Source organism: Angustibacter sp. McL0619, assembly GCF_049994355.1.
GTDB lineage: Bacteria > Actinomycetota > Actinomycetes > Actinomycetales > Angustibacteraceae > Angustibacter.
In genome coordinates, this window is record NZ_CP188257.1 from 1,948,868 (window position 1) to 1,972,059 (window position 23,192).

Below are 23,192 nucleotides of genomic sequence, written 5' to 3' on the forward strand. Positions count from 1 at the left end.
GGACTCGGACAAGTCGATCGGGTTCGTGCTCGCGAGTGCGTCGCACGACCGCCGTGCCCGCAGTCGGCGGGAGGCTTCAGCTGACCGGTCCGGTGAGTCGCTCGCCCGGTCCCCGACCCGGCGGGTCAGGCACCGGCGAGGCCTCGCGGAACGCGAGCTGCACCTGGCGCAAGCCGTCCCGGAGCAGCGCCGCGTGCTGGCTGCCCACCTCGGGCGCCGCGGCGGTGACCAGGCCCGCGAGTGCAGTGATCAGCTTGCGGGCCTCGTCGAGGTCCTGGTGCTGGGCGGCGGCCTCGTCGTGACCGAGGCCGCACTTGACGGCGGCCGCGCTCATCAGGTGCAGGGCCGCCGTGCTGATCAGCTCGATCGCGGGGACGTCGGCGATGTCCCGCTCCGGGGAGCGCTCGGACGCTTCGTCGGGAATAGGTACTGCGCCGTCCATGCTGTTACCCTTGCAGACTGACCGACCAGACCTGTCGGCGCCCTTCGGGACGACGGTGGGTCTGGGACGCAAGAGGAGTTCTCTCCCACCCGGGTGACCATACGGTTGCCGGGTTCCGGTCCGGCCGACCTTCGGGTCGGTGCGTGCGCGAGCACGCTGGCGCTCCGGCGCCGGTGCCGCCCGTGCCGTGACGGATCCGTGGAGCAGGCTCCCCTCGCGACGGCGACGGGAGCCTTTTCTCGTCTCCGCGGTCGTACATCCGCCCGAACCGTGAGGAGCAGCACATCAGCGAGCCCCGCATCAACGACCGCATCCGGGTACCCGAGGTGCGGCTCGTCGGACCGAACGGCGAGCAGGTCGGCATCGTGCGCGTCGAGGACGCGCTCCGACTGGCGCAGGAGGCAGACCTCGACCTGGTCGAGGTGGCCCCGACCGCCCGTCCGCCGGTCTGCAAGCTCATGGACTTCGGCAAGTACAAGTACGAAGCGGCTCTGAAGGCCCGTGAGGCCCGCAAGAACCAGATCAACACCGTGATCAAGGAGATCAAGCTCCGGCCGAAGATCGACCCGCACGACTACGGCACCAAGAAGGGCCACGTCGTCCGGTTCCTCAAGGCCGGTGACAAGGTGAAGGTCACGATCATGTTCCGCGGACGCGAGCAGTCCCGCCCCGAGCTGGGGTACCGGCTGCTGCAGCGCCTGGCCGAGGACGTCGCCGAGCTCGGCTTCGTCGAGAGCGCGCCCAAGCAGGACGGCCGCAACATGATCATGGTGCTCGGGCCCACGAAGAGGAAGGCAGAGGCCAAGGCCGAGGAGCGGCGCCGCCGCACCGCAGCCGAGGAACTGGCCGACACCGTGGCTGACACGCCGGCTGGTGACGAGGCGTCCCACGACGCCGGCGCACCGGTCGCGACCGAAGCCTGACCGAGGTCATACCAAGGTCGCCGCACGACGGTGACCACCAAACTTCCGGCCGCGACGAAAGTCACGGCCGGCGGACGAGACAGCACGCCCGCCACCGTGGGCGAAGCAACGACGAGGAGAACGGCAGCCATGCCGAAGATGAAGACGCACAGCGGTGCGAAGAAGCGCTTCCGGATCACGGGCAAGGGCAAGGTTATGCGCGAGCAGGCCGGCCACGTCCACAAGTTCCACGAGAAGACGCCCCAGAAGGCGCGTCGCCTGTCGAACGACGTCGTGCTCGCGCCGGCGGACACGAAGAAGATCAAGAAGCTGCTCGGCCGCTGAGGCCACCGTTCCCTGGGCGCCCGTGACGCGGGCGCCGAGATTGACTGAAGGAGTACTCACGTGGCACGCGTGAAGCGGGCGGTCAACGCCCAGAAGAAGCGCCGGGTCGTCCTCGAGCGGGCGAGCGGCTACCGCGGTCAGCGCTCGCGCCTGTACCGCAAGGCCAAGGAGCAGGTCACCCACTCGATGACCTACGCCTACCGGGACCGTCGGGCGAAGAAGGGCGACTTCCGTCGCCTGTGGATCCAGCGGATCAACGCCGCTGCCCGCGCCAACGGCATGACCTACAACCGGTTCATCCAGGGCCTGAAGGCCGCTGGGGTCGAGGTCGACCGTCGCATGCTGGCCGAGCTGGCCGTCAACGACGCCGCAGCCTTCACCACCCTGGTCGAGCTGTCCCGCGCCAACGTCCCGGCCCAGGCCGCGACCGGCGACGCAGCCTGACGAGAAGTATCCCGGGCCACCCGCGTGCCCGATCACATGGAGCCGCCGCAGAGTGCCGAAGCACCCCGCGGCGGCTTCATACTGTCCGGGTGGGTCCCGCGATGACGCAGACCTCTGACCAGCTCACCAACCCCAAGGCCGAGCGGGTACGGCGGGTCGCGCAGCTGGCCCGGCGGGCGGGCCGTGAGCGGGCTGGGCGGTTCGTGGCCGAGGGGCCGCAGGCGGTGCGTGAGGCGGTCGCCGCGCACTCGACGTCCGGGGACGTCGTCCACGACCTGTACGTGACCACCCACGCCACCACCCGTTGGGCGGACGAGCTGGACGCCGCCCGCGCCGCGGGCGTGGCGCCCAGGCTCGTCTCGGACGACGTGATGGCGGCGATGACCGACACGATCACACCGCAAGGGCTGCTGGCGGTCTGCCGGCTGCTCGACCTGCCGCTGGACGAGGTGCTTCGGGCCGCCGATCCTTCGGCGCTGGTCACCGTGCTGTCCCACGTGCGCGACCCGGGCAACGCCGGCACGGTGCTGCGGGCCAGTGACGCCGCCGGCGCCGGCGCCGTGGTGCTCACCGAGGCGAGCGTGGACGTGCACAACCCCAAGTGCGTGCGCTCGACTGCGGGCAGTCTGTTCCACCTGCCGGTCTCCCAGGGCGCCACGCTCGTCGACACGGTGGGCGCGCTGCGCGAGCGAGGACTGGTGGTGCTGGCGGCGGACGGCGCCGGGGAGGTCGACCTCGACGACCTGCAGGACGCGGCCGAGTCGGACGAGACGGCGCTGCTGCGTCGACCCACCGCCTGGTTGTTCGGTAACGAGGCCTGGGGGCTCAGCGCCGAGCACCGCGACCTGGCCGACGCGGTGGTGCGGGTTCCGCTGCGCGGGGCGGCCGAGAGCCTCAACCTGGCGATGGCGGCGACGGTCTGCCTCTACGCGTCCTCACGGGCACACCGGCGCCATCCGCGCATCGGCCGCCAGAGTCGATAGAGTCCCAGGCATGCCTCGCGGGATCGCGCACGTCAGCACCGGAGGTGGCTGATGTCTGCCGATTCCCGGGTGGACCTCGACCACTTGCCGGACGGTGTGCTCGTTGCCGGCCCGGACGCCCGGATCACCGCGCTCAACGTTGCCGCCGAACGGGTGCTCGAGCGCTCGCGCGCCGACCTGCTGGGGCAGGACGTGCGTATCGCGCTGCCGCTGCGTGACATCGAAGGCCAGCGCTGGTGGGAGTGCACCGACCCGTGGTCCGGACTGGCCACCCGCACCGGTCACCGCGAGCGCCTGCTGCTGTTGCCCGGCGAGACCAAGCCGGTCGAGGTGCTGGTGACCGCGACCTACCGTCGCGCCGAGCGCGGCGCACCGGTCGAGGCCGTCGTGCTGGGGTTGCGCGACGCGAAGTCGCGCCAGCGCACCCAGGAGGAGCAGGGCGCGCTGATCTCCACCGTCGCCCACGAGCTGCGCTCGCCGCTGACCTCGGTCAAGGGGTTCACCGCGACCCTGCTGCGGCGCTGGGACCGGTTCACCGACGACCAGAAGCGCTTCATGCTGGAGACGATCGAGCACGACGCCGACCGGGTGACCCGGCTGATCGGCGAGCTGCTCGACATCTCCCGGATCGACGCCGGTCGGCTCGAGGTGCACGCTCAGCCGGTCGACCTGGCCGCCGCCGCCCGCCGGCACGTCGAACGGATGGTGGCCAGCGGCAGCGACGAGCGCAAGTTCGTCGTGCACGCGTCCCCGCACCTGCCCGAGGTCTGGGCCGATCCGGACCGGCTGGACCAGGTGATGGCCAACCTGCTGGAAAACGCCGTGCGGCACGGCGACGGCACGGTGACACTGGACCTCGTGGCCACGTCCGAGGTGCTGTCCGGCTCCGAACCCGAGCCGGTCGTCGCCGTGAGCGTGAGCGACGAGGGCGAAGGCATCGACGAGGAGAACCTCCAGCGGGTGTTCACCCGGTTCTGGCACAGTCACCGTCGCGGCGGTACGGGTCTCGGGCTGTACCTGGTACGCGGTCTCGTAGAGGCGCACGGCGGTCGGATCTCGGTGGGACGGGCCGCCTCCGGCGGTGCCGAGTTCCGATTTACGCTGCCCGCCTCGGTCCCGGACCACGTGGCCTGAGCGCGGGCTCCACCCTCGTCCCTCGCAGCACCCTCGCTCGTCGAAAGGCAATCCCATGTCCGGCCCCAACTCCAGCTACGACCCGGTCGAGGTCGAAGCCCTCTCGCCCGGCGCCGTGCAGCATGCGCTCGAGGACGCCCTCGCAGCCGTGGCGGCCGCGACGTCCCTGGACGACCTGAAGTCCGCCCGGCTCGCGCACGCAGGTGACCGCGGCCCGCTCGCCCTGGCGAACCGTGAGATCGCGGCGCTGCCGCCGGCCGCCAAGGCCGAGGCCGGACGCCGGGTCGGCCAGGCGCGGGGCGAGGTGTCCCGGGCGTTCGCCGCGCGCCAGCAGGTGCTCGAGGCCGAGCGTGACGCCCGGGTTCTGGTCGAGGAGGCAGTGGATGTCACTCTTCCGGTGGGCCGCTCGCTGCGTGGCGCCCGGCACCCGCTGAACACCTTGCAGGACAAGGTGAACGACCTGTTCGTCGGGCTCGGCTGGGAGGTCGCCGAGGGGCCCGAGCTGGAGTCCGAGTGGTTCAACTTCGACGCCCTCAACTTCGACCCGGACCACCCGGCGCGGCAGATGCAGGACACCTTCTTCGTCGAGCCGGCCCAGGCCGGCCTGGTGCTGCGCACGCACACCTCACCCGTGCAGGTGCGCAGCCTGCTCGAGCGTGGCGTGCCCACGTACGTGATCTGCCCCGGCAAGGTGTTCCGCACCGACGAGCTGGACGCCACACACACCCCCGTCTTCCACCAGGTCGAGGGCCTGGCGGTCGATGAGGGGCTGACCTTCGCGCACCTGAAGGGGACGCTGGACCACTTCGCCCGGGAGATGTTCGGCCCGGGGACGCCGACCCGCTGGCGGCCGTCGTACTTCCCCTTCACCGAGCCGAGCGCCGAGGTCGACCTGCAGTGCGTGGCCTGCCGTGGCGCCGACCGCGCCTGCCGGACCTGCGGCGGCACGGGTTGGATCGAGTGGGGCGGGTGCGGCATGGTCCACCCCAACGTGCTGCGGTCCTGCGGCGTGGACCCCGCCCGCTACAGCGGGTTCGCCTTCGGCATGGGGATAGAGCGCACCCTGCTGATGCGCTACGGCGTCCGGGACATGCGCGACATGGTCGAGGGCGACATCCGGTTCAGCCAGCACTACGGGATGGAGATCTGATGCGCGCCCCCATGTCCTGGCTGCGCGAGCACACCGACCTGCCGACGGACGCCACGCCGGAGCACGTGCAGGAGGTGCTCGTCCGGGTCGGGCTCGAGGAGGAGGCCATCCACCGCACCGACCTGGTCGGCCCGCTCGTCGTCGGCGAGGTGGTCTCCGCCGAGCCCGAGCCGCAGAAGAACGGCAAGACGATCCAGTGGTGCCAGGTGCGGGTGGGTGCAGAGCACGGCGCGGACGACACCGACCTGCGTGGGATCGTCTGCGGTGCCTCGAACTTCGCAGCCGGCGACAAGGTCGTGGTGGCGCTGGCCGGTGCGGTGCTGCCGGGCGGGTTCGAGATCGCCGCTCGCAAGACCTACGGTCACGTCTCGGACGGCATGATCTGCTCCGAGCGCGAGCTCGGTCTGGGGGACGACCACAGCGGCATCATCGTGCTGTCCCGGCTCGGGCTTGGTGACGCGCCGGTCGGCGCCGACGCGATCGCACTGCTCGGCCTGGACGACATCGCCGTCGAGGTCAACGTCAACCCCGACCGCGGCTACTGCTTCAGCCTGCGCGGCATCGCTCGCGAGTACGCGCTGAGCGCCGGTGGCCGGTTCGTCGATCCGGTGGACCCTGAGGTCGTCGTCCCACCGGCGGACGACGGGAACGGTTTTGCGGTGCGGCTGGCCGACGACGAGCCGTTGCGCGGCACGCCGGGCTGCGAGCGCTACGTGGCGCGGACGGTCCGCGGCTTCGACCCGTCGGCGCCCACCCCGCCGTGGATGCGCCGGGTGCTGCGGCTGTGCGGCATGCGGCCCATCTCGCTCGCGGTCGACGTCACCAACTACGTGATGCTGGCCACCGGCCAGCCGTTGCACGCCTTCGACCTCGACCTGCTGGGGGACGTGATCGTGGTGCGCCGGGCCAGGTCGGGGGAGCGGCTGACCACGCTGGACGACGTGGAGCGGGTGCTGGACCCGCAGGACCTGCTGATCACCGACGAGTCCGCGACCGGCTCTCGGGTGATCGCGCTGGCCGGCGTGATGGGTGGTGCGAGCAGCGAGGTCAGCTCATCCACCCGCAACCTGCTGGTGGAGTCGGCGCACTTCGACCCGATCACCGTCGCCCGCACTGCGCGCCGGCACAAGCTGCCTACCGAGGCGGCCCGTCGGTACGAGCGTGGGGTGGACACCGATCTCGCGGACCGTGCGGCTGAGCTGGCGGTGCGTCTGCTCACCGAGCTCGGCGGTGGCGACGGTGGCGTCGGGGTGAGCGATGTCGACGAGCGGCGAGCGCGGCCCGCGCTGCTGATGCCGGTCGACCTGCCGCGACGGCTGGTCGGCGTCGACTACACCCACGAGCAGGTGGTGCAGGCCCTGGAGGCCGTCGGTTGCACGGTGGCCCAGGCCCGGGTGGCGGGGGTGGACGCGTCCGACTCGACGCTGGACGAGCTCCAGGTGCACGTGCCGTCCTGGCGCCCGGACCTCACCCAGGGCGCGGACCTCGTCGAGGAGGTCGCCCGGGTGCAGGGCTACGACCGGATCCCGTCGGTGCTGCCACAGGCGCCGGCCGGTCGCGGGCTGACCCGCTCGCAGCGGCTGCGCCGATCGGCCGCGCGCTCGCTGGCTGAGCGCGGCCTGGTCGAGGTGCTGACCTACCCCTTCACGTCCACCGACCGGTTCGACCAGCTCGGGCTGGCGGCGCAGGACCCGCGCCGGCACGCGCTGCGGCTGGCGAACCCGCTGAGCGAGCAGGAGCCGCTGCTGCGCACCTGCCTGCTGGCCACCCTGCCGGAGGCGGTCCGGCGCAACCTGTCGCGCGGGGTTCGCGACGTCGCGCTGTTCGAGATCGGTCGGGTGTTCCGCCCGGCGGGCGAACCGGGCGTCGCTCCGCAGCCGGGCGGTGGCCGACGTCCGGACGACGCCGTGCTCGCCCGGCTCGACGCCGGCGTCCCGGCCCAGCCGTGGCGGGCCGCCGTGCTGCTGGCCGGCCAACGTGAGCCTGCGGGTTGGTGGGGGCCGGGCCGGGCTGCGGACTGGGCGGACGCGGTGGCTGCGGTGCAGGGTCTGGCCGAGGCCCTCGGTGTGCCGACGCTGCAGGTCAGTGCGGACCGACACGACCCGTGGCACCCCGGACGGTGCGCGCGGCTGGAGCTCGCCGACGGCACCCTGGTCGGGCACGCCGGCGAGCTCGCGCCGGCCGTGATCGCTGCGCTCGACCTGCCGGAGCGCGCCTGCGCGGCGGAGATCGACCTCGACGTCCTGGTCGCCGCCGTGCCCGAGGTGATCCAGGCGGTGCCGGTGCCGACCCACCCGGTGGCGCTGCGCGACGTGGCGCTGCTGGTGGACGACGATGTGCCGGCCGCCCGGGTCGAGCAGGCGTTGCGCGAGGGCGGGGGCTCGCTGGTGGAGCAGGTGTGGCTCTTCGACGACTACCGCGGGGAGCAGGCGGGGCCGGGCAAGCGGTCGCTCGCCTATCGGCTGGTGCTGCGCGCGCCCGACCGGACCCTGACCGGTGAGGAGGCCGCGGCCGTGACCGAGGCCGCCGTAGCCAGCGCCGCCGGCGCGACCGGAGCCGTGCTGCGCGACCACTGACCCCACCAAGCCACCCGCCTCACCCGACCGGACGAGAGGTAGGTGCATCGTCTCGCTGAGGTGTGTATAGTCATGCACCATGGTGAGTGTGGCGGTCGCGGGGGCCAGCGGGTACGCCGGCGGTGAGGTGCTGCGGTTGGCCCTGGGCCACCCGCAGCTGACGGTCGCAGCGGTGACAGCTGCCGCGAGTGCCGGCACTCGCCTCGGCAGCCACCACCCGCACCTGCGTCCGATCGCGGACCGGGTGATCCAGCCGACCACGCCGCAGACCCTGGCCGGCCACGACGTGGTGGTGCTCGCGCTGCCGCATGGAGAGTCCGCCGCGCTGGCCGCCGAGCTGTCGTCGGACACGGTCGTCATCGACTGTGGCGCGGACTTCCGGCTGACCGACGCGCAGGCGTGGAAGTCCTTCTACGACACCGACCACGCCGGGTCCTGGCCCTACGGTCTGCCCGAGCTCGCGCTGCACGACGGTCGTCGCCAGCGCGACGTACTGGCACTGGCCGGGCGGATCGCCGTCCCGGGCTGCTACCCGACCGCCGTCACGCTCGCGCTCGCCCCCGGCTTCGCGGCCGACCTCACCGAGCCGGACGACGTGGTCGTGGTCGCGGCCTCCGGGACGTCGGGCGCCGGCCGCTCGCTGAAAGCGCACCTGCTCGGCTCCGAGGTCATGGGGTCGATGTCGCCGTACGGCGTGGGCGGCGTGCACCGGCACACCCCGGAGATCGAGCAGAACCTGGCCGCCGCCGCGGGCGAACCCGTCACCGTCTCGTTCACCCCGACGCTGGCGCCCATGCCGCGCGGCATCCTGGCCACGTGCACCGCCCGGCTCCGGCCCGGCCGCACCCCCGCGCAGGTGCACGAAGCCTGGCGGGACGCGTACGCGGACGAGCCGTTCGTCGAGCTGCTCCCGCAGGGCAGCTGGCCGCGCACCTCGGACACCTACGGCGCGAACACGGTGCACCTGCAGGTCGCCGTGGACGAGCGGACCGGTCGCGTGGTCGTCGTCGCAGCCCTGGACAACCTGGTCAAGGGAACCGCGGGAGCGGCCGTGCAGTGCGCGAACCTCGCTCTCGGGCTGCCCGAGGCACTCGGCCTGCCGGTGATCGGGGTCGCACCGTGAGCGTCACCGAGGCCGGCGGTTTCCGGGCCAGCGGGGTCACCGCCGGGCTCAAGCCCTCCGGCAGGCCGGACGTCGCGCTCGTCGTCAACGACGGTCCGTCCAGCGCCGCCGCCGCCGTCTACACGAGCAACCGGTGCAAGGCCAACCCGGTGCTGTGGAGCGAGACGGCCAGCGCCGACGGCGTGGTCCGTGCGGTCGTCCTGAACTCGGGCGGCGCGAACTGCTACACCGGCGCGCAGGGCTTCTCGGTCACCCACGCGAGCGCGGAGCTGGTCGGCCGGCTGCTCGACGCCTCGCCCGGCGACGTCGTGGTCTGCTCGACCGGTCTGATCGGCCAGCCGCTGGACCGGCCGCTGCTGGAGTCCGGCATCGAGGCGGCCGCGCAGGCCCTGGCGGCGGACGGCGGCGGCGCCGCAGCCACCGCCATCATGACCACCGACACCGTGAGCAAGCAGGGGGTGCAGCACGGTGACGGCTGGGTCGTGGGGGGTATGGCCAAGGGGGCGGGGATGCTCGCACCGGCCCTGGCCACCATGCTCGTCGTGCTGACCACCGACGCCGACGTGGACGCCGCGCAGTGCGACGTCGCGTTGCGCGCAGCCACCCGGGTGACGTTCGACCGGCTGGACTCCGACGGCTGCCAGTCCACCAACGACACCGTGCTGCTGATGGCCAGCGGCGCCAGCGGCGTCCGCCCGGACCAGGCGTCGTTCACCGCTGCGGTGAGCGCGCTCTGCCACGACCTGGCCCAGCAGCTGATGCGGGACGCCGAGGGCGCCGACCACGACATCAGCATCGACGTGGTACGCGCGGCCAGCGAGGACGACGCCGTCGAGGTGGCCCGCTCGGTGGCTCGCAGCAACCTGTTCAAGGCCGCTGTGTTCGGCCGCGACCCCAACTGGGGGCGGGTCCTCGCCGCGGTCGGCACCACCTCCGCCGCGTTCGACCCGTCAGTGCTGGACGTCGCGATGAACGGGGTCTGGATCGCCCGCGACGGCGGTCCGGCCGAGGACCGTGACGGCGTCGACCTGACCGGACGGGACCTGCACGTGCTCATCGACCTCAAGGAAGGCGACGCCACCGCGACTGTGTGGACCAACGACCTGACGCACGCCTACGTGCACGAGAACTCGGCGTACTCGACATGACCCGGGTCGACCAGTCCGGACGGCGGTGGGGGAGCACCCGACCGATGCGGCCGGACGACCCCGAGTGGGACGCCACCCGGGCCGACGTGCTGATCGACGCCCTGCCCTGGCTGAAGGAGTTCCACGGCCAGGTCGTGGTGATCAAGTACGGCGGCAACGCGATGACCGACTCGCGACTCAAGCGTGCCTTCGCCGAGGACATGGTGTTCCTGCGGCACGTGGGCATCCGACCGGTCGTGGTGCACGGCGGCGGACCACAGGTCACCGCCATGCTCAGCCGGCTCGGCGTGGACTCCCAGTTCCGGGCCGGCCTGCGGGTGACCACGGCCGAGACGGTGGACGTCGTCCGGATGGTGCTGGTCGGCCAGGTCGGGCGCGAGCTCGTCGGGCTGATCAACGAGCACGGGCCGCACGCAGTCGGGCTGTCCGGCGAGGACGCCGGGCTGTTCCGGGCCGAGCGGACCAGGCCCGTGGTCAACGGCGAGCCGGTGGACGTCGGCCTGGTCGGCGACGTCGTCGAGGTGGACCCCGCCGCCGTCCTCGACCTGGTCGCCGCAGGCCGGATCCCGGTGGTCTCCAGCATCGCGCCGGAGGCGTCCGGGCAGGTGCTCAACGTCAACGCCGACACCGCTGCAGCGGCGCTCGCGGTCGCCCTCGGTGCGGTGAAGCTGGTGGTGCTGACCGACGTCGAGGGGCTGTACGCCGACTGGCCGGACCGCTCCTCGCTGGTGCAGCAGATCGCCGCCGACGAGCTCGAGCAGGTGCTGGCGCTGATCGACTCCGGCATGGCGCCGAAGATGGCCGCCTGCCTGCGAGCGGTGCGCGGCGGCGTCGGTCGAGCGACGGTCGTCGACGGCCGGCTGCAGCACGCCTTGCTGCTGGAGATGCTGACCAGCGAGGGCACCGGCACGATGGTGACGCCATGAGCGGCCACCCCAGCGAGCTGCCCGCCGTCCCGGGCGTGACGGACGTGCTGCACGTACCGGGCGAGGCGGCCCAGCGCGCCGCCGGCGCCGAGTGGGTCGACCGGTACAGCCACGCGATCATGGCCACCTACGGCACCCCGCAGCGCGCGCTCGTGCGCGGCGAGGGAGCGTACGTCTGGGACGCCGACGGGCAGCGCTACCTCGACCTGCTCGGTGGCATCGCGACCAACGTGCTGGGCCACGCGCACCCGACGCTGGTCGGTGCGGTGAGCGCGCAGCTCTCGACCCTGGGGCACGTGTCGAACTTCTTCGCCAGCCCACCCCAGGTCGCGCTGGCCGAGCGGCTGCTCGAGCTGCTGCACGCCCCGCAGGGTTCACGGGTGTTCCTGTCCAACTCCGGGGCCGAGGCCAACGAGGGGGCGTTCAAGGTCGCCCGGCGGACCGGTCGTCCTCGGGTCCTGGCCCTGGAGGGTGCGTTCCACGGGCGGACCATGGGGGCGCTGGCGCTGACCCACAAACCCGACTACCGCGAGCCGTTCGAGCCGCTGCCCGGTGGCGTCGAGCACCTGCCGTTCGGCGACTTGGGCGCGCTGGAGGCCGCCCTGGACGGCGAGGTCGCGGCGCTGTTCGTCGAGGTGATCCAAGGCGAGGCCGGCGTGCGGCCGTTGCCCGAGGGCTACCTGGCCGCGGCCCGCGAGCTCACCACCTCCGTCGGCGCCCTGCTGGTCGTCGACGAGGTGCAGACCGGGGTCGGCCGGACCGGCGGCTGGTTCGCCCACACCCGACACGGCGTCGTCCCGGACGTCGTCACGCTGGCCAAGGGGCTGGGCGGCGGCATCCCGATCGGCGCGACGGTCACCCTGGGCGAGCGGACCTCCGGGCTGCTGGTCGCGGGGCAGCACGGCACCACGTTCGGTGGCAACCCGGTGGCCACCGCCGCGGCGCTGGCCACCCTGCACGTCATCGAGCGCGACGACCTGCTGGCCAACGTGCGCGAGGTCGGGCATCGGCTCGCCGCGGGCGCGCCGTCCGCGGGAGCTCCGCTGGTCACCTCGGTGGACGGCGAGGGGCTGCTGCTCGGCCTGCGGCTGGCTCGCCCCCGCGCCAAGGAGCTGGCCGCCGCGGCGCTCGAGGCCGGTTTCATCGTGAACGCGGTGACCTCGGACACGGTGCGCCTGGCACCGCCGCTGGTCCTGTCGGCGGACCAGGCAGACTCCTTCCTCGCGGCGCTGCCGCAGCTGGTCCAGATCGCCGAACTCGCCGAGGAGCCCTGACATGCCGCGCCACTTCCTGCGGGACGACGACCTGAGCCCCGCCGAGCTGGCCGAGGTGCTCGACCTGGCCGTGCACGCCAAGGCGGACCGGTTGGCGCTGCGCCCGCTGGCGGGTCCGCGCGCGGTGGCCGTGCTCTTCGACAAGCCCTCCACCCGCACCCGGGTGTCATTCAGCGTCGGCATCGCCGAGCTCGGCGGCTACCCGCTGGTGATCGATGCGGCGTCCAGCCAGCTGGGTCGGGGCGAGCCGGTCGAGGACACCACCCGGGTGCTGGACCGGCAGGTGGCCGCCATCGTCTGGCGCACCTTCGGGCAGGACCGGATCGAGACGATGGCCTCGGTCAGCCGGGTGCCGGTGGTCAACGCGCTGACCGACGACTTCCACCCGTGCCAGATCCTGGCCGACCTGCTCACCGTTCGCGAGCACAAGAAGACGCTTGCCGGCCTGACCTTCAGCTACCTCGGCGACGGCGCCAACAACATGGCGCACTCGTACCTGCTCGGCGGTGCCGCGGCCGGCATGCACGTGCGGATCGGCACGCCGACCAGCCATCAGCCCGCCCCGGCGATCGTCGAGCGGGCCCGCCAGATCGCCGACGAGACCGGCGGGTCCGTGCTGGTCACCGACAGCCCCGAGGGCGCCGCGGCCGGCGCGGACGTGCTGGCCACCGACACCTGGGTCTCGATGGGGCAGGAGGGCGAGAAGGGCGAGCGCGCCGGCGCCGCGAGCCCATTCGCCCCGTTCGCGGTGGACGGCGCCGCCCTCGACCGGGCCGCGGTCGACGCCGTCGTCCTGCACTGCCTGCCGGCCTACCGCGGGCTGGAGATCAGCGCCGACGTGATCGACGGCCCGCAGTCGGTGGTCTGGGACGAGGCCGAGAACCGGCTGCACGCCCAGAAGGCGCTGCTCACTTGGCTGCTGGAGCGCAGCTCGTGACGTCGGCCGCCCCGGCTGCCCGGACCACTCCGCAGACCAAGGCGGCCCGGCAGCAGCGCATCGCCGACCTGCTGGGACGGACCGCCGTTCGTTCGCAGACCCAGCTCGCCCAGCTGCTGGCCGACGAGGGCATCGACGTCACCCAGGCGACGCTCTCCCGCGACCTGCTTCAGATGGGTGCGGTCCGGGTGCGCGGCACCACTGGCGAGCTGGTGTACGCCGTGCCGGCCGAGGGCGGCGACCGGACGCCGCGACCCGCCGACCTGTCCGCTGACTCCCGGCTGGCCAAGGTCGCCAGCGAGGTGCTCGTCTCCGCCGAGGCCTCCGCGAACCTCGTCGTCCTGCGCACCCCGCCGGGGGCCGCCAACTACCTGGCCTCCGCGCTCGACCACGCCGACGCCGCCGACCTGCTCGGCACCATCGCCGGCGACGACACCGTCCTGCTCATCGCCCGAGACCCCGCAGGCGGGCCGGCACTCGCCGCCCGGCTGCTGGCGGTCGCCGAGGGCACCGAGCCCGTCATCGAGACCCCAGAAGGAACCCCACGGTGAGCAAGGTCCTGACGTCCCTACCCGTCGGCGAGCGGATCGGCATCGCCTTCTCCGGCGGTCTCGACACGTCCGTCGCGGTGGCCTGGATGCGCGAGAAGGGCGCGGTGCCCTGCACCTACACGGCCGACATCGGCCAGTACGACGAGCCGGACGTACAGGGCGTGCCGTCCCGCGCGCTGCAGTACGGGGCTGAGCTCTCGCGCGTGGTGGACTGCAAGCGGGCGCTGGTCGAGGAGGGGCTGGCTGCGCTGGCCTGCGGTGCGTTCCACATCCGCTCCGGCGGCCGGGCGTACTTCAACACGACTCCGCTCGGGCGGGCGGTCACCGGCACGATGCTGGTCCGTGCGATGCAGCAGGACGGCGTCGACATCTGGGGTGACGGGTCCACCTTCAAGGGCAACGACATCGAGCGCTTCTACCGCTACGGGCTGCTCACCAACCCTTCGCTGCGCATCTACAAGCCGTGGCTGGACCCGGACTTCGTGCGCGAGCTCGGCGGCCGGTCCGAGATGAGCCGGTGGCTCACCGACCACGACCTGCCGTACCGGGACAGCGCCGAGAAGGCGTACTCCACCGACGCCAACATCTGGGGCGCCACGCACGAGGCGAAGACGCTCGAGCAGCTCGACGTCTCGCTCGAGCTGGTCGAGCCGATCATGGGGGTCCGGTTCTGGGATCCGGCTGTGCTGATCGAGCCCGAGGACGTCACGGTCCGGTTCGAGCGCGGGCGGCCGGTGGCGATCAACGGGACGACGTTCGACGACCCGGTCGCGCTGGTGCACGAGGCGAACGCGGTCGGCGGCCGACACGGGCTGGGCATGTCCGACCAGATCGAGAACCGGATCATCGAGGCCAAGAGCCGCGGCATCTACGAAGCGCCGGGCATGGCGTTGCTGTGGACGGTCTACGAGCGGCTGCTGAACGCGATCCACAACGAAGACACCGTCGCCAGCTACCACACGCACGGGCGTCGCCTGGGCCGGCTGCTGTACGAGGGCCGTTGGCTCGACCCGCAGTCGCTGATGCTGCGAGAGCCGATCCAGCGCTGGATCTCCTCGGTCGTCACCGGTGAGGTGACGTTGCGGCTGCGACGTGGCGAGGACTACACGGTGCTGCGCACCGAGGGTCCGGCGTTCTCCTACCACCCGGACAAGCTGTCCATGGAGCGCACCGAGAACGCCGCCTTCGGCCCCACGGACCGGATCGGGCAGCTGACGATGCGCAACCTCGACATCGCCGACTCTCGCGCCCTGCTCGAGCTCTACGCGGGCCAGCCTTTGGACCAGGGCCAGGTCCTGGTCGAGCACGGCACGCTGTTCGGTGAGCTGCCTGCCGGCGGCGCCGACCGGATCACTGCGAACCCTGCGGTCGCCGGCGACGAGGAGGCCGCGCTGGAGGCCGCCGCGATGGAGACGGGGACCGACTGATGGGCACCCACCGATGAGCACCCACCGATGAGCACCCACCGATGAGCACGGACGACCCCGGCACGAACGCCGGCGCGCTGTGGGGCGGCCGGTTCGCCGGCGGCCCGGCGGACGCGCTGGCGGCGCTGAGCAAGAGCACCCACTTCGACTGGCGGCTGGCCCGGCACGACCTCGAGGGGTCCCGGGCGCACGCCCGCGTGCTGGCCGCCGCGGGGCTGCTGGACCACTCGGAGCTGGCCGGCATGCTGGACGCGCTGGACGCGCTGGACGCCGACGTGGTCAGCGGAGCCTTCGCGCCCGCGCCGGATGACGAGGACGTGCACAGCGCGCTGGAGCGCGGCCTGATCGAGCGGGCCGGGGCCGAGCTCGGTGGTCGGCTGCGCGCCGGTCGCTCGCGCAACGACCAGATCGCCACCCTGGTGCGGATGTACCTGCGCGAGCACGCTCGGCTGGTCGCCGGCTGCGTGCTGGACGTCGTCGACGCGCTCGTCGCGCAGGCGGCCGCCCACCCCGGGGCCGCGATGCCTGGCCGCACCCACCTGCAGCACGCCCAGCCGGTGCTGCTCGCACATCACCTGCTGGCGCACGCCTGGCCGCTGCTGCGCGACGTGGAGCGGCTGCGCGACTGGGACCGCCGCGCGGCGGTGTCGCCGTACGGCTCGGGTGCGCTCGCTGGTTCCTCGCTCGGCCTCGACCCGGCGGCGGTGGCCCGGGACCTGGGCTTCGAGCGGCCGGTGGAGAACTCGATCGACGGCACGGCCGCGCGTGACGTGGTGGCCGAGTTCGCTTTCGTCGCGGCGATGACCAGCGTCGACGTCTCCCGGTTGGCCGAGGAGGTGGTGATCTGGGCGACCAAGGAGTTCTCCTTCGTCGCGCTGGACGACGCCTACTCCACCGGGTCGAGCATCATGCCGCAGAAGAAGAACCCGGACGTCGCCGAGCTGGCCCGGGGCAAGGCGGGCCGGCTGATCGGTGACCTGACCGGGCTGCTGGCCACGCTCAAGGGCCTGCCGCTGGCCTACAACCGGGACCTGCAGGAGGACAAGGAGCCGGTCTTCGACGCGGTCGACACCCTGGAGGTGCTGCTGCCGGCCGTGGCTGGGATGGTCGCCACCCTGCGCTTCGACGTCGACCGGTTGGCCTCGCTGGCTCCGCAGGGCTTCGCGCTGGCGACGGACGTCGCCGAGTGGCTGGTCCGCCAGGGCGTGCCCTTCCGGGTCGCGCACGAGGTGGCCGGTGCGTGCGTGCGGGCCTGCGAGGCGCGCGCCATCGAGCTGTGGGACCTGTCCGACGACGATCTCGCCGCGATCTCCGAGCACCTCACGCCCGGCGTCCGCTCCGTGCTGTCCGTCGAGGGCTCGCTGGCCTCGCGCGACGCGGTCGGCGGGACCGCGCCGGTGCGGGTCGCCGAGCAGCTCGCGGCCTGCGAGGAGCGGCTGGCCGAGGCCCGCACCTGGTCCGGCTGACCCCCAAGGCTTGCTCCCCCCAACCCGCTTTGCTCACCCCAACCCGCTCGGGAGCGCTCGCATAGCGGGCTGAGTGGAGCAACCCCGGCTGAGCGGAGCAAGGCCTGAACTCAGCGCCGCCAGCTGGTGCCGATGATCGCGGCCAGCGGCAGCAGCGGTGCGGCCAGCGCGAGCGCCGCGATCCGCCAGGGCGTCGGCGCCGGCACGAAGAAACCGAACAGCACGAGCAGGATGCACGGCACCCACAGCAGGAAGTAGCGCCGACGCTGACGCGCGATGTCCGCGTCCAACGCCTCGTGCTCGGTCGGCGTCACGATGTCGTAGCGCGGTAGCCGACGCGATCGGCGGGCCATGAGCACCAGTCTGCATCCCTTCGCGTGGTGATGCTTTACGTGGGACGGTGTCCGGGCAAGGATGCGTGCAGGGACCGCAACGGAGCGGGACGGCCAACGGGAGGTTCGTGGATGACCGCGCACGACGACCTGGCGACGGCAGCCAAGCAGCTCGCCGACCTGCGCGCGAGCGTGGCGTCGCTGCAGGCGCACCTCGGGGACACCGTCGACGTCCAGCGGTTGCGCGACGACGTCGCCCGGCTGGCCGCGGACCTCAACCTGGTCGCTCGGGTCGAGGGGCTGCGACACGGCCCCGCGCAGCCCGGCGAGATCATCTACATCCCGGACGAGGACTACGACCCCTCGTTCTGGTCGGACGCGGACGACGAGGGCCTGGGCGCCACGGGTCGGGCGGGCTGACGGGTGGCCCGCAGCACGCCCGCCACAGCAAAGCCCAGCACCCCTGCACCTGTCACCGGAGTCGGTCATCCCGGTCGCGCCCGGATCCCGGCTCGCACCCTGCGCACCGACCGCTACTGGGTGCAGCCGGCCATCACGTTCGGCGTGCTGCTCGCGTTCATCATCTACGCGACGATCCGCGCGTTCTGGAACGGCGCCTACTACAGCGCGCCCTACATCTCGCCGTTCTACTCGCCGTGCCTGTCCACCAACTGCGTGCCGGGGTCGGGCGAGACGCACCCGGTGGGTGACTGGTGGACGCTCTCGCCGGCGCTGCTCATCCTGATCTTCCCGCTCGGCTTCCGGATGACCTGCTACTACTACCGCAAGGCCTACTTCCGCTCCTTCTGGCTGAGCCCTCCGGCCTGCGCGGTTGCCGAGCCGCACGGTGCGTACTCGGGCGAGACGCGGTTCCCACTGATCCTGAACAACATCCACCGGTACTTCTTCTACGCCGGGCTGGTGTTCAACGTGATCCTGACCTGGGACGCGATCCTCGCCTTCCGCGACGCGGACGGCGAGTGGGGGCACATGGGCCTGGGCACGCTCGTGCTGCTGACCAACGCCACCCTGCTCTGGCTGTACTCGATGTCCTGCCACTCCTGCCGGCACGTGATCGGCGGCCGGCTCAAGCACTTCTCGACGCACCCGTTGCGCTACAAGAGCTGGACGTTCGTCTCCAAGCTCAACACCCGGCACATGCAGTTCGCGTGGACCTCCCTGGTGGGAGTGGCCCTGACCGACGCGTACGTCGCGTTGCTGGCCTCCGGCGCGTTCGACGACCCCAAGTTTTTCTGACCCCAACGGTTTTCGAGGAGACGCCCGAGTGAGCGACCTGGAGCGCTACCAGTACGACGTCGTGGTGATCGGCGCAGGCGGCGCCGGCCTGCGCGCCGCCATCGAGGCGCGCGAGCACGGCCTGCGGACGGCGATCATCTGCAAGTCGCTGTTCGGCAAGGCGCACACCGTGATGGCCGAGGGCGGCATCGCGGCCTCGATGGGCAACGTGAACTCCAAGGACAGCTGGCAGGTGCACTTCCGCGACACCATGCGCGGCGGGAAGTTCCTGAATAACCCGCGGATGGCCGAGCTGCACGCGCAGGAGGCGCCGCAACGGGTCTGGGAGCTGGAGACCTACGGCGCGCTGTTCGACCGCACTCCCGAGGGCAAGATCAGCCAGCGCAACTTCGGCGGTCACGAGTACCCGCGGCTGGCCCACGTCGGCGACCGCACCGGGCTCGAGCTGATCCGCACGCTGCAGCAGAAGATCGTCTCCCTGCAGCAGGAGGACCTGCGCGAGCACGGTGACCTGGACGCCCGGATCCGGGTGTTCGCCGAGCTCACGGTGACCGACCTGCTCAAGGACGGGGACGCGATCAGCGGGGCGTTCGGCTACTGGCGCGAGTCCGGCCGGTTCGTGGTGTTCGAGGCGCCCGCCGTGGTGCTGGCCACCGGCGGCATCGGCAAGTCCTTCAAGGTGACCTCGAACTCCTGGGAGTACACCGGCGACGGCCACGCGCTGGCCCTGCGCGCCGGCGCGACGCTGATCAACATGGAGTTCATCCAGTTCCACCCCACCGGCATGGTCTGGCCTCCGTCGGTCAAGGGGATCCTGGTCACCGAGTCGGTGCGCGGCGACGGCGGAGTGCTGCGCAACAGCGAAGGCACGCGGTTCATGTTCGACCACGTCCCCGACGTGTTCCGCGGCCAGTACGCCGAAACCGAGGACGAGGCGGACCGCTGGTACACCGACGCGGACAACAACAAGCGCCCGCCTGAGCTGCTGCCGCGCGACGAGGTCGCCCGGGCGATCAACACCGAGGTCAAGGAAGGTCGCGGCTCTCCGCACGGCGGCGTCTTCCTGGACGTCTCGACCCGGTTGCCGGCCGAGGAGATCATCCGTCGGTTGCCGTCCATGCATCACCAGTTCAAGGAGCTCGCGGACGTCGACATCACCGCCGAGCCGATGGAGGTTGGCCCGACCTGCCACTACGTGATGGGTGGCGTGGAGGTGGACGCGGACAGCGGCGCCGCCGTTGTCCCGGGACTCTTCGCGGCCGGCGAGGTGGCCGGCGGGATGCACGGGTCGAACCGGCTGGGCGGCAACTCGCTGTCCGACCTGCTGGTGTTCGGACGTCGTGCCGGGGCCGGTGCCGCCGCGTACGTCGAGGGGCTAGGGGAGCGTCGTCCAGGCATCAGCGACGACGACCTGGCGGTGGCGTCCACGACGGCGCTGGAGCCGTTCACGCTGGGCGGCGCGGCGGACGCCGCGGTGCAGAACCCGTACACGATCCACTCCGAGATGCAGCAGATGATGAACGACCTGGTCGGCATCATCCGGCGTGAGGGCGAGATCGTCGAGGCGCTGGACAGGCTGGGCGGCCTACGCGAGCGGGCGGCCAGCGCCGGGGTCGAGGGGCACCGCCAGTTCAACCCCGGGTGGCACCTGGCGTTGGACCTGCGCAACATGCTCGACGTCAGCGAGTGTGTCGCCAAGGCCGCGCTGGAGCGCACTGAGAGCCGGGGCGGGCACACCCGCGAGGACTTCCCGACGATGGACCCGCAGTGGCGCGGAGTGAACCTGGTCTGCCGGCTGGACGACGACGGCGCAGTGCAGCTGACCCGTCAGGCGGTGCCGGCGATCCGCGGCGACCTGCTCACGCTGTTCGAGCGCTCGGAGCTGGCGAAGTACCTCACCGACGCCGAGCTCGCGGTCTTCGACGACGCCTCCGGGCAGGGAGGGGAGCAGGCATGAGCTACGACGCACGGTTTCGGGTGTGGCGCGGGGACGCCGAGGACGGCGAGCTCGTCGACTACACGGTGGAGGTGAACGAGGGCGAGGTCGTGCTCGACGTCATCCACCGGCTGCAGGCCACCCAGGCCGGGGACCTCGCGGTCCGGTGGAACTGCAAGGCCGGCAAGTGCGGGTCCTGCAGCGCCGAGATCAACGGGCGTCCGCGGCTGCTGTGCATGACCCGGATGAACACGTTCGCCGAGCACGAGCTGGTCACCGTCACCCCGCTGCGCGCGTTCCCGGTCATCCGCGACCTGGTCACCGACGTGTCCTTCAACTATGACAAGGCGCGCCAGGTGCCGGCCTTCGAGCCACCGGCCGACCTCGCCCCCGGTGACTACCGGATGGCCCAGGTCGACGTGGAGCGCTCGCAGGAGTTCCGCAAGTGCATCGAGTGCTTCCTCTGCCAGGACGTCTGCCACGTCGTTCGTGACCACGAGGACAACAAGGAGGCCTTCGCGGGGCCGCGCTTCCTGATGCGGATCGCCGAGCTGGACATGCACCCGCTCGACGCCCGCGACCGCAAGAGCGAGGCCCAGGAGGAGTTCGGCCTCGGCTTCTGCAACATTACCAAGTGCTGCACCGAGGTCTGCCCCGAGCACATCAAGATCACCGACAACGCGCTCATCCCGATGAAGGAGCGCGTCGTCGATCGCAAGTACGATCCGCTGGTGTGGCTGGGGTCGAAGATCGCGCGCCGGCGCTGACCGGCACCCTGCCCGGTCCGGCGCGCGGATCGGCTGCGCTGCAACGGTTCTGCGCCAGGCCGGTGCTGGACGTCGCGCCCGCGCTGCTGGGTGCCGTGCTCGAGCACCGCTCACCCCGGGGCTCGGTGGCCGTGCGGCTGACCGAGGTCGAGGCCTACGACGGGCCGGGCGACCCGGGCTCGCACGCGCGAAACGGGCTGACCCCGCGGACCGCAGTGATGTTCGGCCCGCCGGCCCGGCTGTACGTGTACTTCACGTATGGGATGCACTGGTGCGTGAACCTGGTCTGCGGCCCGGCCGGCTCGGCGTCCGCCGTGCTGCTGCGAGCGGGTGAGGTGGTCCGCGGCCACGAGCTGGCGCGGCTGCGCCGCCCCGCGGCCCGGGCGGACCGCGACCTGGCCCGGGGGCCGGCCCGGCTGACCAGCGCGCTCGGCATCGACGGGGCGCTGGACGGCGCGGTGCTCGGTGGCGCGCGGTCGTCGTCCGCGGTACGGCTGCACCTGGGCGGGCAGGGCTCCGGGCCGGTGCGTAGCGGCGCCCGGGTCGGGGTGAGCGGACCCGGCGGGGACGTCGCGCGCTATCCGTGGCGGTTCTGGTTGGACGGCGAGCCGTCCGTCTCCGCCTACCGCGCGGCGGTGGTCCGCCGGCAACCCCCTCGCACCGGCGGGACCTGATCGGGCAGGCTTGCCTGCGACGACCGGCGAGACGCACGTGCGTGAACGACGAAGGGACGACCCGTGAGCGACATCCTCGACGAGCTGCGATGGCGAGGCCTGGTGGCGCAGACCACCGACGAGGCCGCGCTGCGCGAGGCACTCGCCGACGGGCCGATCACCTTTTACTGCGGCTTCGACCCGACGGCCCCGAGCCTGCACATGGGCAACCTCGTCCAGCTCATCACGATGCGTCATCTGCAGCGCGCCGGCCACCGTGCGCTGTGCCTGGTGGGCGGCTCCACGGGGCTGATCGGCGACCCCAAGGCGACTGCGGAGCGGCAGTTGAACGACCCGAGCCTGGTCGCGGACTGGGTGGCCCGGATCCAGGCGCAGGTGCGGCCGTTCCTGGACTTCGAGGGCGACAACCCTGCCGTGATGGTGAACAACCTCGACTGGACGGCGCCGATCAGCGCGCTGGAGTTCCTGCGCGACATCGGCAAGCACTTCCGGGTGAACACCATGATCCGCAAGGACGCGGTGGCGGCGCGCCTGGCCAGCGATGACGGGATCAGCTACACCGAGTTCAGCTACCAGATCCTGCAGGGGCTGGACTACCTGCAGCTCTTCCGTCAGTACGGGTGCACCTTGCAGACCGGCGGCACCGACCAGTGGGGCAACCTGACCGCCGGCGTGGACCTGATCCACCGGGCCGAGCACGCCTCGGTGCACCTGCTGACGACGCCGTTGGTCACAAAGGCCGACGGCACCAAGTTCGGCAAGACCGAATCGGGCACCGTGTGGCTTGACGCCTCGATGATGTCGCCCTACGCCTTCTACCAGTTCTGGCTCAACGCGGACGACGCGTCGGTCCTGGCCTACATCAAGATCTTCACCGACCGCAGTCGCGAGGAGGTGGCGGCGCTGGAGGTCGAGGTGGCCGAGCGCCCGTTCGCCCGGCAGGCGCAGCGCACACTGGCAACGGACGTGACGACGCTCGTGCACGGGGCGAGTGCCGCGGCTGCGGTGGAGGCCGCCAGCCAGGCACTGTTCGGCCGTGGCTCGCTGGACGACCTCGACCCGGGGACGTTGGCCGACGCCACCGCAGAGCTGGACCGCGCGGCCGTCGTTCTGGGCGGCTCGGTCGTGGACGCTTTCGTGGACGCCGGGTTGGCACCGAGCCGGTCCGGGGCACGGCGGACCATCGACGAGGGTGGTGCCTATGTGAACAACGTCAAGGTGACGGACCCGGAGGCGGTGTTCACCACTGACCAGCTGTTGCACGGGCGGTTCGCCGTGCTGCGCCGGGGCAAGAAGTCGCTCGCAGCGGCAGTCGCCGAAGGCGCCTGAGCGCCTTCGATTGGGTGGTTTCGACGCGGTGCGGGACCCCCGATTTGACGTTGCCGTCGAGGGCCCTCT

The 23,192-nt window shown here is 72.0% G+C and carries 23 protein-coding genes; 21 read left to right on the forward strand and 2 right to left on the reverse strand.

Features of this window, described 5'->3' with window-relative positions:
* Window positions 1–76: 76 nt before the first annotated feature.
* Window positions 77–442, reverse strand: coding sequence for a DUF1844 domain-containing protein (locus tag ACPPVT_RS09010; RefSeq protein WP_426566657.1), 366 nt, complete (start codon window positions 440–442; stop codon window positions 77–79).
* Between the two features lie 284 nt (window positions 443–726).
* On the opposite strand from ACPPVT_RS09010, the gene infC reads away from it, so the two are divergent.
* From infC to argH, 15 genes are all read left to right on the forward strand, one after another.
* Complete coding sequence (gene infC, locus ACPPVT_RS09015) at window positions 727–1,365, forward strand: translation initiation factor IF-3 (protein WP_426567107.1); 639 nt, start codon at window positions 727–729, stop codon at window positions 1,363–1,365.
* A 129-nt stretch (window positions 1,366–1,494) separates the two neighbouring features.
* Window positions 1,495–1,689 (forward strand): 50S ribosomal protein L35, encoded by a 195-nt coding sequence (gene rpmI / locus ACPPVT_RS09020; protein WP_345716527.1) that lies wholly within the window; start codon window positions 1,495–1,497, stop codon window positions 1,687–1,689.
* 60 nt (window positions 1,690–1,749) lie between these two features.
* Complete coding sequence (rplT, locus tag ACPPVT_RS09025; protein WP_426566658.1) at window positions 1,750–2,133, forward strand: 50S ribosomal protein L20; 384 nt, start codon at window positions 1,750–1,752, stop codon at window positions 2,131–2,133.
* Window positions 2,134–2,234: 101 nt separating this feature from the next.
* Window positions 2,235–3,116 (forward strand): TrmH family RNA methyltransferase, encoded by an 882-nt coding sequence (locus ACPPVT_RS09030; protein ID WP_426566659.1) that lies wholly within the window; start codon window positions 2,235–2,237, stop codon window positions 3,114–3,116.
* A 51-nt stretch (window positions 3,117–3,167) separates the two neighbouring features.
* Window positions 3,168–4,250, forward strand: coding sequence for an ATP-binding protein (locus ACPPVT_RS09035; RefSeq protein WP_426566660.1), 1,083 nt, complete (start codon window positions 3,168–3,170; stop codon window positions 4,248–4,250).
* Window positions 4,251–4,305: 55 nt separating this feature from the next.
* The gene (gene pheS, locus ACPPVT_RS09040; protein WP_426566661.1) at window positions 4,306–5,400 is read left to right on the forward strand and encodes a phenylalanine--tRNA ligase subunit alpha; all 1,095 of its coding nucleotides are present in this window, start codon (window positions 4,306–4,308) and stop codon (window positions 5,398–5,400) included.
* A complete protein-coding gene (pheT, locus tag ACPPVT_RS09045) occupies window positions 5,400–7,976 on the forward strand; it encodes a phenylalanine--tRNA ligase subunit beta (RefSeq protein WP_426566662.1) in 2,577 nt (858 codons plus the stop codon). Before pheS ends, pheT begins: the two co-directional genes overlap by 1 nt.
* A 79-nt stretch (window positions 7,977–8,055) precedes the next feature.
* Window positions 8,056–9,099, forward strand: a complete 1,044-nt coding sequence (argC, locus tag ACPPVT_RS09050) for an N-acetyl-gamma-glutamyl-phosphate reductase (RefSeq protein ID WP_426566663.1) — start codon at window positions 8,056–8,058, stop codon at window positions 9,097–9,099.
* On the forward strand, window positions 9,096–10,247 hold the full coding sequence (argJ, locus tag ACPPVT_RS09055) for a bifunctional glutamate N-acetyltransferase/amino-acid acetyltransferase ArgJ (protein WP_426566664.1): 1,152 nt from the start codon (window positions 9,096–9,098) through the stop codon (window positions 10,245–10,247). Before argC ends, argJ begins: the two co-directional genes overlap by 4 nt.
* Window positions 10,248–10,291: 44 nt before the next feature.
* Window positions 10,292–11,173, forward strand: a complete 882-nt coding sequence (gene argB / locus ACPPVT_RS09060; RefSeq protein ID WP_426567108.1) for an acetylglutamate kinase — start codon at window positions 10,292–10,294, stop codon at window positions 11,171–11,173.
* On the forward strand, window positions 11,170–12,447 hold the full coding sequence (locus ACPPVT_RS09065; protein ID WP_426566665.1) for an acetylornithine transaminase: 1,278 nt from the start codon (window positions 11,170–11,172) through the stop codon (window positions 12,445–12,447). Before argB ends, ACPPVT_RS09065 begins: the two co-directional genes overlap by 4 nt.
* Before the next feature lies 1 nt (window position 12,448).
* Window positions 12,449–13,384: an ornithine carbamoyltransferase gene (gene argF, locus ACPPVT_RS09070; RefSeq protein ID WP_426566666.1), complete on the forward strand. Its 936-nt coding sequence runs from the start codon at window positions 12,449–12,451 to the stop codon at window positions 13,382–13,384.
* The gene (locus ACPPVT_RS09075; protein WP_426566667.1) at window positions 13,381–13,935 is read left to right on the forward strand and encodes an arginine repressor; all 555 of its coding nucleotides are present in this window, start codon (window positions 13,381–13,383) and stop codon (window positions 13,933–13,935) included. Before argF ends, ACPPVT_RS09075 begins: the two co-directional genes overlap by 4 nt.
* Window positions 13,932–15,362 carry an argininosuccinate synthase gene (gene argG / locus ACPPVT_RS09080; protein WP_426566668.1) on the forward strand — a complete coding sequence of 477 codons (1,431 nt, stop codon included), beginning with the start codon at window positions 13,932–13,934 and terminating at the stop codon, window positions 15,360–15,362. The genes ACPPVT_RS09075 and argG overlap by 4 nt, the downstream gene beginning before the upstream one ends.
* A gap of 41 nt (window positions 15,363–15,403) precedes the next feature.
* On the forward strand, window positions 15,404–16,828 hold the full coding sequence (gene argH / locus ACPPVT_RS09085) for an argininosuccinate lyase (RefSeq protein WP_426566669.1): 1,425 nt from the start codon (window positions 15,404–15,406) through the stop codon (window positions 16,826–16,828).
* 110 nt (window positions 16,829–16,938) lie between these two features.
* Here the strand turns inward: argH and ACPPVT_RS09090 are convergent, their stop codons facing one another.
* The gene (locus ACPPVT_RS09090; RefSeq protein ID WP_426566670.1) at window positions 16,939–17,181 is read right to left on the reverse strand and encodes a hypothetical protein; all 243 of its coding nucleotides are present in this window, start codon (window positions 17,179–17,181) and stop codon (window positions 16,939–16,941) included.
* 111 nt (window positions 17,182–17,292) lie between these two features.
* Here ACPPVT_RS09090 and ACPPVT_RS09095 point away from each other — a divergent pair, with 111 nt between their 5' ends.
* The 6 genes from ACPPVT_RS09095 to tyrS all read left to right on the forward strand — a co-directional run bounded on the left by ACPPVT_RS09095 (window position 17,293) and on the right by tyrS (window position 23,123).
* Window positions 17,293–17,580 carry a hypothetical protein gene (locus tag ACPPVT_RS09095; RefSeq protein ID WP_426566671.1) on the forward strand — a complete coding sequence of 96 codons (288 nt, stop codon included), beginning with the start codon at window positions 17,293–17,295 and terminating at the stop codon, window positions 17,578–17,580.
* A gap of 3 nt (window positions 17,581–17,583) precedes the next feature.
* Window positions 17,584–18,417, forward strand: a complete 834-nt coding sequence (locus tag ACPPVT_RS09100) for a hypothetical protein (protein WP_426566672.1) — start codon at window positions 17,584–17,586, stop codon at window positions 18,415–18,417.
* Between the two features lie 28 nt (window positions 18,418–18,445).
* Window positions 18,446–20,374, forward strand: coding sequence for a fumarate reductase/succinate dehydrogenase flavoprotein subunit (locus tag ACPPVT_RS09105; protein WP_426566673.1), 1,929 nt, complete (start codon window positions 18,446–18,448; stop codon window positions 20,372–20,374).
* Window positions 20,371–21,120, forward strand: a complete 750-nt coding sequence (locus tag ACPPVT_RS09110; protein WP_426566674.1) for a succinate dehydrogenase/fumarate reductase iron-sulfur subunit — start codon at window positions 20,371–20,373, stop codon at window positions 21,118–21,120. The genes ACPPVT_RS09105 and ACPPVT_RS09110 overlap by 4 nt, the downstream gene beginning before the upstream one ends.
* Before the next feature lie 8 nt (window positions 21,121–21,128).
* On the forward strand, window positions 21,129–21,794 hold the full coding sequence (locus ACPPVT_RS09115) for a DNA-3-methyladenine glycosylase (RefSeq protein WP_426567109.1): 666 nt from the start codon (window positions 21,129–21,131) through the stop codon (window positions 21,792–21,794).
* Between the two features lie 63 nt (window positions 21,795–21,857).
* On the forward strand, window positions 21,858–23,123 hold the full coding sequence (tyrS, locus tag ACPPVT_RS09120) for a tyrosine--tRNA ligase (protein WP_426566675.1): 1,266 nt from the start codon (window positions 21,858–21,860) through the stop codon (window positions 23,121–23,123).
* The last annotated feature ends 69 nt before the right edge of the window (window positions 23,124–23,192 follow it).